9 protein-coding genes and 1 pseudogene are annotated in these 10,146 nt (G+C 37.2%); 5 read left to right on the plus strand and 5 right to left on the minus strand.

The window, feature by feature from the left end:
* Both ABXH34_RS15180 and ABXH34_RS15185 read right to left on the minus strand, forming a co-directional pair.
* Positions 1-663 (minus strand): leucine-rich repeat domain-containing protein (locus ABXH34_RS15180; RefSeq protein WP_353572732.1); only part of this gene is annotated, 663 nt, incomplete at its 3' end.
* Between the two features lie 81 nt (positions 664-744).
* Positions 745-1,035, minus strand: coding sequence for a hypothetical protein (locus tag ABXH34_RS15185; RefSeq protein ID WP_353572733.1), 291 nt, complete (start codon positions 1,033-1,035; stop codon positions 745-747).
* 408 nt (positions 1,036-1,443) lie between these two features.
* Between ABXH34_RS15185 and ABXH34_RS15190 the strand changes: the two genes are divergently transcribed.
* Positions 1,444-4,131 carry a bifunctional acetate--CoA ligase family protein/GNAT family N-acetyltransferase gene (locus ABXH34_RS15190; protein ID WP_353572734.1) on the plus strand — a complete coding sequence of 896 codons (2,688 nt, stop codon included), beginning with the start codon at positions 1,444-1,446 and terminating at the stop codon, positions 4,129-4,131.
* A 314-nt stretch (positions 4,132-4,445) separates the two neighbouring features.
* On the opposite strand, the gene ABXH34_RS15195 is transcribed toward ABXH34_RS15190, so the two are convergent.
* Together ABXH34_RS15195 and ABXH34_RS15200 are read right to left on the minus strand one after the other, a co-directional pair.
* Positions 4,446-4,685: an ISAs1 family transposase gene (locus ABXH34_RS15195; RefSeq protein ID WP_353572735.1), complete on the minus strand. Its 240-nt coding sequence runs from the start codon at positions 4,683-4,685 to the stop codon at positions 4,446-4,448.
* Positions 4,615-5,004: pseudogene (locus tag ABXH34_RS15200) on the minus strand (ISAs1 family transposase); the annotation flags it as partial. The pseudogene ABXH34_RS15200 and the gene ABXH34_RS15195, both read right to left, overlap by 71 nt.
* A 469-nt stretch (positions 5,005-5,473) precedes the next feature.
* On the opposite strand from ABXH34_RS15200, the gene petA reads away from it, so the two are divergent.
* From petA to ABXH34_RS15220, 4 genes are all read left to right on the plus strand, one after another.
* Positions 5,474-6,085 carry a ubiquinol-cytochrome c reductase iron-sulfur subunit gene (gene petA, locus ABXH34_RS15205; RefSeq protein ID WP_353572736.1) on the plus strand — a complete coding sequence of 204 codons (612 nt, stop codon included), beginning with the start codon at positions 5,474-5,476 and terminating at the stop codon, positions 6,083-6,085.
* Positions 6,085-7,299 (plus strand): cytochrome b, encoded by a 1,215-nt coding sequence (locus ABXH34_RS15210; protein ID WP_353572737.1) that lies wholly within the window; start codon positions 6,085-6,087, stop codon positions 7,297-7,299. Before petA ends, ABXH34_RS15210 begins: the two co-directional genes overlap by 1 nt.
* Complete coding sequence (locus ABXH34_RS15215; RefSeq protein ID WP_353572738.1) at positions 7,299-8,033, plus strand: cytochrome c1; 735 nt, start codon at positions 7,299-7,301, stop codon at positions 8,031-8,033. Before ABXH34_RS15210 ends, ABXH34_RS15215 begins: the two co-directional genes overlap by 1 nt.
* A gap of 593 nt (positions 8,034-8,626) precedes the next feature.
* Positions 8,627-9,385 (plus strand): oxygen-binding di-iron domain-containing protein, encoded by a 759-nt coding sequence (locus ABXH34_RS15220; protein WP_353572739.1) that lies wholly within the window; start codon positions 8,627-8,629, stop codon positions 9,383-9,385.
* 464 nt (positions 9,386-9,849) lie between these two features.
* Here ABXH34_RS15220 and ABXH34_RS15225 read toward each other — a convergent pair.
* Positions 9,850-10,146 (minus strand): IS1595 family transposase (locus tag ABXH34_RS15225; RefSeq protein ID WP_502710419.1); only part of this gene is annotated, 297 nt, incomplete at its 5' end.

Consider the following 10,146-nt stretch of genomic DNA (forward strand, 5'->3'; position numbering starts at 1 on the left):
GATAATAGCTTCGGGCAATTCTGTTAAATGGTTATTACTTAAATCTAAACAATTCAAATTTTGTAATGACCCTAACCAAACTGGTAATTCTTTTATTTGATTCATTCGTAAATCTAATTTCTCTAAACTCTCTAATTCTTTCAGCCATACAGGTAATTCTTTTAGTTGACAACCGCTTAAATTTAACTCTCTCAAATTTTGAGGTTGTCTAAATGATTCAGATAATTCTTTTATTTGATTCCCTGATAAATGTAATGTCTTCAAACCTCTTAGTTGTCTAAAAGATAAGGGTAATTTATTTAATTGATTCTCTGCTAAATATAACTCTCTCAAATTTTGTAATTGTCCAAATGACTCAGGCAATTCTTTTAACTGGTTTCCTCCTAAATTTAGATGTCTTAAACTTTGTAGTTCACCAAATGAATTAGGGAGTATTTCAATTTCATTAAGATAACATGATAATATTTTTAACTTTTTTAAAAAATGAAGAGAGTTAGGAATCTTAGAAAGCTCAATTGTATTTAGGCTCAAACCAATCACATCATTATTTTTATTTACTGCATAGCCATTTTTTTCAAAATATGGCTTATCATCTAAACTAATTTGCGTTAGTTTTTTACCAATTTCTTGCTCTAATTGTTTGATGATGTCTAGGTCGGTCATGGTGGTTGTCTTTTGTTTTTTGAACAGGATGTAATGGATTGATGGATGGACAGGATTTTTTGTTAGAATTATATTCAATTTTTAACAATTAACCCAATTTTCAAGCTGTAAATTAGGTACACGTTCAAACTCTCGTTCTTGCGCAATATCATTATCCCGCTCTGCCAGAAAATCATCTCCAAATGCACTAGACATACTAAAAAATTGCGCCCATTTATCAACTGAAGATTCAGTACTCATATTTTCAAACGTTTCTTTAGGATCAAGCACAAAACGCAAGGCTTTTTCAACCAACATCTGACTATTTTGAATATGCGTGATTTGCATTGCCTGTTTAAGTAAATCTTCATTCACTGAAACTTGAATATTCATTTTCAATTCCTTTTTTATTTTTTAACACTATTTAAATTGTAAATATTTTTAAGAAAGGTGGCAAATAATTGAGATGTTTTAATCCTGAAAATGCTTGAATCTTGTGAATCCAGATTCAGACAAAATTACAATGTTGGTATCAACTACAATTCTCATATTGATACTTTTTTATATGCATTGCTTGCTTCTACTTCTGCGGTAATACTTTCTAAGTCAAATTTATCTGTTTCTAATTTCTCATATTGTTAGCCCCGAGTTTTGTTAAATCCAAAGCTAGGGAAACAACTTTAATATCTATTTATCCAAACATCTTGTATCTTAAACCAGAAATCTATGTTGCAGTGCACAAAAGAGGTTTGATTTGCTATACTCTCATGCAATTAATTAATCATTCAGTGGTAAGCGAATATGAGTCAACATTATCTCACCCCCCTTTTTGCACCTAAATCTATAGCTGTTTTTGGAGCGAGTAGCAGCTCAAATTCAGTAGGAAGCATTGTTTTTAAAAATCTATTAGAAGGTGGATTTAAAGGAGCTGTGTATGCAATTAATATTAAATATGAAAAAATTTTAGAGCAAAAAGTTTATCGAGATATTAAAGAAATAGCTAAACCGATAGACTTGGCGATTATTACTACGCCCGCTAAAATTATTCCACAAATTATGGAAGCTTGCGGGGAGGCTGGTGTAAAAACCGCTGTGATTTTATCCGCAGGATTTAGAGAAGCAGGTGCAGAAGGGGTACGTTTAGAGCAAAAAATTGTTGATATTGCCAAACGTTATGGGATTCGTTTTGTCGGCCCAAATGCACTTGGCATCATGCGTCCTAGCATTCATTTCAATGGTACATTTTTTAAAGGCAATGCTAAAAAAGGAAATCTTGCGTTAATTTCTCAATCAGGCGCACTATGTACCGCAGTATTGGATTGGGCTGAATCAAATAATTTAGGCTTTTCTACTGTGGTATCAGTAGGAACTTCGGCTGATTTAGATTTTGGACAAATTTTAGACTTCCTCGTTTCAGACCCTCAAACCCATGGTATTTTGTTGTATATCGAAGGTATTCATCATGCTCGTAGCTTTATGAGCGGTCTGCGTGCTGCGGCGCGAATTAAACCTGTTATTGTGATTAAAAGTGGTCGCTATGAAAATGTGTCTCAAGCAGTGACTTCACACAGTGGCGCATTATTTGGGCGTGATGATGCGTTTGATTCTGCATTGCAACGAGCAGGTGTGGTTCGAGTTGGAACATTTGGTCAATTATTCTCAGCGGCAAAAACATTGGCATCACGCTATAAAGCCAAAGGCAATCATTTAGCTATTATTACTAATGGTGGTGGGCCCGGTGTGATGGCGACTGACCGTGCAACAGAATTAGGTATTCCGCTTGCAGAATTATCTACAAAAACCATTGATTCATTACACAAAGTATTGCCTCCTAAATGTTGGTCACGTGGTAATCCAATTGATATTGTGAGTGACGCCACGCCACAGCGCTATAAAGATGCTTTATCAATTTGTTTAGACGCACAAGAAATTGATGCGCTGATTATTATTTTGACTCCACAAGCCATGACTGAACCTGTTGAAGTCGCTAAAGTTATTGTGGAAATGGCGAAAAAATCGTCCAAGCCATTAATTACTTGCTGGATGGGTGGGGTACAAGTGAGTGCCGCGCAAAAATTATTTACAGAAGCCAGAATTCCTGATTTCCGTTTACCTGAATCAGCCGTAGAATCTTTTTACTTTTTATCCTCTTATCATCAGAACCAGCAATTATTATTACAAGCACCATCCGCTTCAACAGGTGAAGATGCCGTTAGCCCAGATACTGACGGGGCTAAGATCATTATTGAAAGCGTGTTAGCTGAGCGACGTAAAGTATTGACTGAAATGGAATCTAAGGCTTTACTCGGTGCTTTTAGAATTCCAGTTGTGATGACGGCTATTGCCCGTTCAGCCAATGAAGCTTTAGTGTTGGCAGAATCAATGGGTTTCCCTATTGTAATGAAAGTAAACTCACCTGATATTACCCATAAAAGTGATGTTGGTGGGGTTAAATTAAACATTCATAATGCACAATCGGTACGGGATGCGTTTAAATGTATTACGAAAAGCATCAGCAAAAATTGCCCTAAAGCACGTCTGGATGGTGTGACCGTGGAACGCATGATTAATAAGCCTAATGGGCGTGAATTGATGGTAGGTATTGTGCGTGATCCTGTGTTTGGGCCCGTGATTAGCTTTGGCATGGGAGGCACGATGGTTGAAGTGTTGGATGATATGGCCGTAAGTCTACCTCCGTTGAATAATTATTTAGTTAAAACCTTGATTGATAAAACCCATGCAGCGCAATTACTGGCGCAATTCCGTCAAATGCCACCTGCCAATCGAGAAGCTTTAGAGCAAGTATTATTACGCGTTTCTGAGATGGCTTGTGAGTTACCTTGGATTCGAGAAATGGATATTAATCCGTTAATTATCGATGAAAAAGGCGTGATTGCGGTTGATGCAAGAATTGTCGTGGATTATTACACTCCAAATCCTGATCGTTATGCCCACGTGGCTATTTATCCATATCCTGCTCATTTAGTTGAGCAATGGCATTTGCCTGATGGTACAGATATGATTATTCGTCCAATTCGTCCAGAAGATGCGGATATTGAGCAAGAGTTTGTACGAGATTTATCTGATGAGTCTAAGTATTTCCGTTTTATGCAAAGCTTGCCTGAATTGACACCTACAATGTTAGTGCGTTTTACTCAAATCGATTATGATCGTGAAATTGCTTTAATTGCGGTAACAACGTTTGATAATAAGGAAGTGGAAGTGGGTGTTGCACGCTATTCGATTAATCCTGATGGTGAAAGTTGTGAATTTGCTTTAGTGGTTTCAGATAAATGGCAGCATCGTGGCATTGCACACCGCTTGATGACTTCATTGATGAATGCCGCGCGACATCGTGGTTTGAAGATGATTGAAGGCGAAGTATTAAGTAACAATCACAGCATGTTGAAATTGATGGATAAACTTGGATTTAATGCTATTTTAGATGCGGAGGATAGAAATATTACTTTCGTCAGTCGCATGTTGTAGCCATTTCTGATGCCTGATTACAACTAAGTACAGCCTAATAATATTTTCTCGTTGTATCTTAGTTGTTTTCCAATAAGGCATTATCGATCCAATGCAATAGGGAATGTTCTCACTTTAAACTGAGCATGTTCCTAAGGCAATTGCATTAAAAAGATAATTAGGATTAAATCAATATTAATCAGATAATTGAGTGTTATTAATCAAGATTTAAATTAAGTATCCCAAGGCACTTATTTTTGATACCCAGTTTAGTGTTTTTTTCAGCTTTGAGCATATTTAAAGACATATGTCTGATGACAGCGATATTAGCAGCACTATAGGCGTTGTGCATCTTCAGTAAAAGCATAGTCTAAAACCCAATGCAGGTTATTTTCTATTCCCCAATGAGCACGAATGATATGTCCTAGATATTGAGGGTTTGTTGCATCTAGGCTAGTTATAAAGTAGCAGGTTTCTTTACTTACTTTGCCTTTTAATTCACGTTCAGCCGTGAGTGCTACAATGCTTTTTAAGTTTGTCCAATGAGGGTGTTGCTCTAACTGCCCGTTTTTCATGACGACCATGTTTGCCATTATAACTTTCGTAACCCACTTCAGGGCAGGTGTTTTTAGATTCAAATTTTTTCTCAATGATTTGCTCCGCGATAGCCGTTTGACATCCCATTACATCCATCGTAATCACAGCACCTGTTATATCTAACCATTCTAACAATTTTGGAATCGCTGTTATCTCATTTGATTTATCATCTACTTTTTGCTGTCCTAATACCAATGGATTCTGATCCGACCATGCACTTACCATGTATATCGCTGATTTATTTGTTGCTTTGTCTATACTTCCGCGTAAACATTTTCCATCCAAGGATATTATTTCCCTTTCACTTAACTTACTTAAATCTCTTACCCAACGGCTAAAGCATTCACTAAATTGCTCTACCTAACACATTATTTCTATGTCTTGTGAATTTTTTTTTAATGCGATTGCCCTGATTTATTGCACCATTGTTCTAGCTTTATACGGCAAACTGATTATAATGTTACAATTTACTGTACTTTTAGTATGGGTCTAAAAGCTAAGTGTTTGGCAGCTCAAATAGAATATTATTATATTTTAAAAATCAAATGTTTATTAGATGTCTTTAAATCATTATATAGTTTAGCAGATTGATGTAACAATAGAAAATTAATAGTAGTATCAATACTTTTTATTGCAAAATTCTTGACCATCTCGTTACCTTGTAGGATGCTACCCGTTCGTGGATACAAAAATAAACGAGCTGCATAATGGAGATGGATGAATGCAGTCTCACATTTAACATTAAGCAATGGAGGACTTTATTTCGATGAGTAAGGAAGGCGTAGATAATAGTAAACGCCGCTTTTTATCGATTGCTGTAAATAGCGTAGTAGGTGCAGTAGGTGTTGGTTTTGCCGCTGTTCCCTTCGTTAGTTATTGGCAACCGAGTGCGAGAGCACGAGCGGCTGGAGCTCCTGTAGAAGTTGACATTAGCAAATTAGAAGAAGGTCAAAAAGTCAACGTTGAGTGGCGTGGTAAACCTGTATGGGTTGTCAAACGTTCACAACAAAACTTAGATGAACTTGCCACATTAGATGGTATTGTTAGTGACCCTGCTTCTGACGTGACTTCTCAACAACCTGATTATGCGAAAAATGCGTTTAGAGCGCGTGAAGATCGTAAGAATATCTTAGTCGTTGTTGGTATCTGTACACACTTAGGCTGTTCACCAACTTATGTGAAAGCAGACCAACCTCATGTATTAGGGGATGATTGGAAAGGCGGCTTTTTCTGTCCTTGCCATGGTTCTAAATTTGACTTAGCGGGTCGTGTTTATTCAGGTGTACCTGCACCAACGAATTTAGTTGTGCCACCTCATGCATATATTGACGATAATCGTATTATTGTCGGTGTAGACTCACTAGAGGGGGCTGCCTAATGAAAGCAGTATTAACTTGGTTTGATTCGCGCTATCCCTCCGCATATAAATTATGGATGGATCATTTAGCGGGTTATTACGCACCAAAGAACTTTAATTTTTGGTATTACTTTGGCTCGTTAGCCTTATTAATGTTAGTCGTTCAAATTGTCAGTGGCATTTTCTTGACGATGAACTACAAACCCGGTGCGGAAACGGCATTTGCATCCGTTGAATACATCATGCGTGATGTAAACTGGGGTTGGTTAATTCGTTATATGCACTCCACGGGGGCATCCTTCTTCTTCATTGTGGTGTATCTGCACATGTTCCGCGGGCTGCTGTATGGTTCTTATCGTGCGCCGCGTGAATTAGTGTGGATTTTAGGCATGTTAATCTATTTTGCACTAATGGCAGAAGCATTCATGGGTTACTTGTTACCTTGGGGACAAATGTCTTACTGGGGTGCACAGGTCATTATCTCCTTATTTGGTGCAGTTCCCTATATTGGTGATGAATTAACCTTATGGATTCGGGGTGACTTCGTTGTCTCTGATGCGACATTAAACCGCTTCTTTGCGTTACACGTCATCGCTGTGCCTATTGCATTATTAGGCTTAGTGGTTGTGCATATTTTTGCATTACATGATGTTGGCTCTAACAATCCAGATGGCATTGAAATCAAGAAAAACAAAGATGAAAACGGTATTCCTAAAGATGGCATTCCATTCCACCCTTACTACACAGTAAAAGATATTTTCGGTGTGATGGTATTCGGTATGTTATTCGCGTGGGTTATGTTCTATGCGCCTGAAATGTACGGTTATTTCTTGGAATACAATAACTTTGTCCCAGCTGATTCATTAACCACACCAGAGCATATTGCCCCTGTTTGGTATTTCACACCTTACTATGCGATTTTACGTGCAATTCCTGATAAATTGGGTGGCGTAATCGGTATGGGTGGTGCAGTTGGCATATTCTTCTTGTTACCTTGGTTAGACCGCAGCCCAGTTAAATCAATCCGTTATAAAGCATGGCCTTTCAAATTTGCCTTATTCTTATTCACAGTAAGCTTCATTGCTTTAGGTATTTTAGGGGTATTACCTGCTGAAGGTACGTATATCACTTTGGCGCGTATTTTCTCAGGCATTTATTTTGGCTTCTTCATTTTGATGCCAATTTATTCAACTTGGGGCACTCCTAAAGAAGTACCAGAACGGGTGACAATGTAATGAAACGGATAATTCTTGCACTAACTTTATTGCTACCAACGTTGGGCTTTGCCTCAGGCGGTGGAGTTGAGCTACAAAAAGCCTATAATGATATTCGTAATACGGCTTCTTTACAAACTGGCGCGAAGTTATACATGAACTATTGTGCGGGCTGTCACTCTTTAAACTTCATGCGTTATCAACGTATTGCTGATGATTTGGGTTTAAGCAACGAACAAGTTCAATTGCTTATCTTTGACCCAGAGAAAAAAATTGGCAGCATGATGAGCACGTCAATGAACCCTGAAGATGCCGCAGCTTGGTTTGGTAAAGCACCACCTGATTTGAGCGTGATTTCACGTTCTCGTGGAACGGACTGGTTATACTCTTACATGATTTCTTTCTATATGGATGAATCTCGCCCTACAGGTATGAACAACTTGTATTTTGCTGATGTTGGTATGCCTCACGTAATGTGGGATCAACAAGGTATGCAAACAGCGGTTTATCATACTGAGAAAGATGCGAATGGTCATGACCACGAAGTATTTTCTCACCTAGAAGCGGAAGACCCTGCTAAAAATAAGGAGTATAAAAAGCAAGTTTTAGATTTGGTTAACTTCTTGGAATATGTGGGCGAACCGGGTAAGATAAAACGCTTAGATTTAGGTTGGAAAGTGATTCTTTTCTTCTTCTTTATGTCTATCTTGGCATTCTGGATGAAGAAAGAATTCTGGAAAGATGTTCCTCACTAATCTAGTGTAAATTATTTAGGGCTACCTATTGTTTTAAAATGGGTAGTCCTTTTTTCTTATTAGTCATCAGTATTCACTTCATATTTCACTTCCACTTATTACTTTATTCTAATAAGCTTAATATTTGTACTCAATGAGATATTACATACTAGTTGATCCCCCATTTCTTGGATTGATATATAATTAAAATTGGCTGAGAATGTGATAATATGACACATAAGCGGTTTTCCTTTATCCCCTTTTTTTACTCCTTCTTAAACCACAGCAACAGTATTGAATCAAGCTAAGCAATATTTAAAATAATCAATGCTTGTATTCGCCTGTCTTTGCTCCCAAATTCTATTTATAGATATCCATAATTCAGTGGATATAGCATCTAATGAATAAACTAAAAATAGCATTTTAAGCAAGATAGTTATATGATATTGCTCAAAATATTATTAGAAAAGTAAAATAATACCTACAAGTGCATAGGATGGATGGTGGAAAAGGTTTTATTTAAAAACTTAAATCGGTCGCATTCTCAATATATTAGCTTACAATTGCCGCCGAATTTGCCTTTTCGATATTATTAAAAGTTCTGAGGAATCCGAATGGCTGTTGAGTTATACAATGATGGTAGACACAAATGTATTGCATTTTATGATTTAGTAAGTGGCGATGGTATTCAAGCAAACCAATTTTTAATCGTAAATGGTAATCACTCTGCGTTATTAGACCCCGGTGGTGATTTAACTTATAACGATCTATTTATGCAAACTTATAAATATCTGTTCACAAAAAATCTTGAATATATTATTGGTTCACACCAAGACCCCGATGTGATTTCATCTTTAGGTAAATGGTTAATTGGTAGTGACTGTAAGGTCATTGTGCCTGCATTATGGGAACGGTTTATCCCTCATTTTGCACAACCGGGAAAAGTTAAAAAACGTTTAATTGGTATTCCAGAACAAGGTATGAATATTTACTTAGGAGATGCTGAATTAAAAGCTTTACCCGCACATTTCTTGCATTCAGAAGGTAATTTTCATTTTTACGATCCGATTAGTAAAATTTTATTTTCAGGTGATTTGGGTGCGTCTTTAATTGATGCTAACCATAATAACCCTGTTACCGATTTTGAATCTCATACGGCTCATATGCAATGGTTTCACCAGCGTTACATGGGTGGTAATAAAGCGTGTCGTTTATGGGTCAACATGATTCGAGAGTTGGATATTGAATGGGTTGTGCCGCAACATGGGCGTTCATTCAAAGGCAAGGAAATTATTGCTAAATTATTGAATTGGATTGAGAAATTAGAATGTGGCGTTGATTTAATTACCCAAGATACATATCGAATTCCTTAAAGTTTGCTTTGGTATCGGTTTGTTGTAACACGATTTCATCATCCAAAACAACGCACTAATCAATTGAGAACTCACCACATAGACCTCTTTGCCTTTAAACTTATTTTTCTGGCATAGTTGGGCTGTGTGGTTACAAATACATTAAAAAACAACCCGTTATAAAAAGTGTCTGGACCGTTATTCATAACTGTTTCCATTAGATTTAGTAAAAACATTTAAATCCACGTTAATTATCTATTTTCGATTGTGCAATGCCACGTCTTGACGGCTGTTACTTTTATTTTAACCAATCATTTAATTCCTGTACTAATCTATCCGCTTTTCTAGCTGACAAATAGGGTGCTTTTTTTGATTTTTGCTACAGACATAGCTTTCCTGCTTACCCATAGTGATCAGCAAAAATGAGAAGGCAAGGGGTTCGTTCTGAGAGCACCAAAAGCTAAATGAGGTAGTAAACGGTCAAGTTAAAAGCGCAGATTAAACCGATAGCAAAATTCAGCTAAGTAGCGAGGGAGATGTTTATGTTGAATTGCATGATAGACTCCAATGATAGCAATTTTAACATTAGCAATCATGGTATTCACCCAAGTAAACTGTTCAAGTGTTACGCTATGAACTCCTCCACCAGTTATAATGCGAGTGTGCTTGCAGCCGTGTTTTTGAACCGCCTTAAAGCAAGTTAAACCATCAGAGACAACTTCACACTCTGTACTGAGATGGTGTTCAGCCCAAGCTGCAATCTCCTTAGTTTTGAACCCTTC

The sequence above is a fragment of the Candidatus Albibeggiatoa sp. nov. BB20 genome (genome assembly GCA_016744725.1).
In the GTDB taxonomy this organism is placed as follows: domain Bacteria; phylum Pseudomonadota; class Gammaproteobacteria; order Beggiatoales; family Beggiatoaceae; genus Albibeggiatoa.

Coding starts and splice junctions, on each gene's coding strand:
- ABXH34_RS15185 (WP_353572733.1), bottom strand. CDS start 1,035: ATGAATATTCAAGTTTCAGTGAATGAAGATTTACTTAAACAGGCAATG.
- ABXH34_RS15190 (WP_353572734.1), top strand. CDS start 1,444: ATGAGTCAACATTATCTCACCCCCCTTTTTGCACCTAAATCTATAGCT.
- ABXH34_RS15195 (WP_353572735.1), bottom strand. CDS start 4,685: ATGAAAAACGGGCAGTTAGAGCAACACCCTCATTGGACAAACTTAAAA.
- petA (WP_353572736.1), top strand. CDS start 5,474: ATGAGTAAGGAAGGCGTAGATAATAGTAAACGCCGCTTTTTATCGATT.
- ABXH34_RS15210 (WP_353572737.1), top strand. CDS start 6,085: ATGAAAGCAGTATTAACTTGGTTTGATTCGCGCTATCCCTCCGCATAT.
- ABXH34_RS15215 (WP_353572738.1), top strand. CDS start 7,299: ATGAAACGGATAATTCTTGCACTAACTTTATTGCTACCAACGTTGGGC.
- ABXH34_RS15220 (WP_353572739.1), top strand. CDS start 8,627: ATGGCTGTTGAGTTATACAATGATGGTAGACACAAATGTATTGCATTT.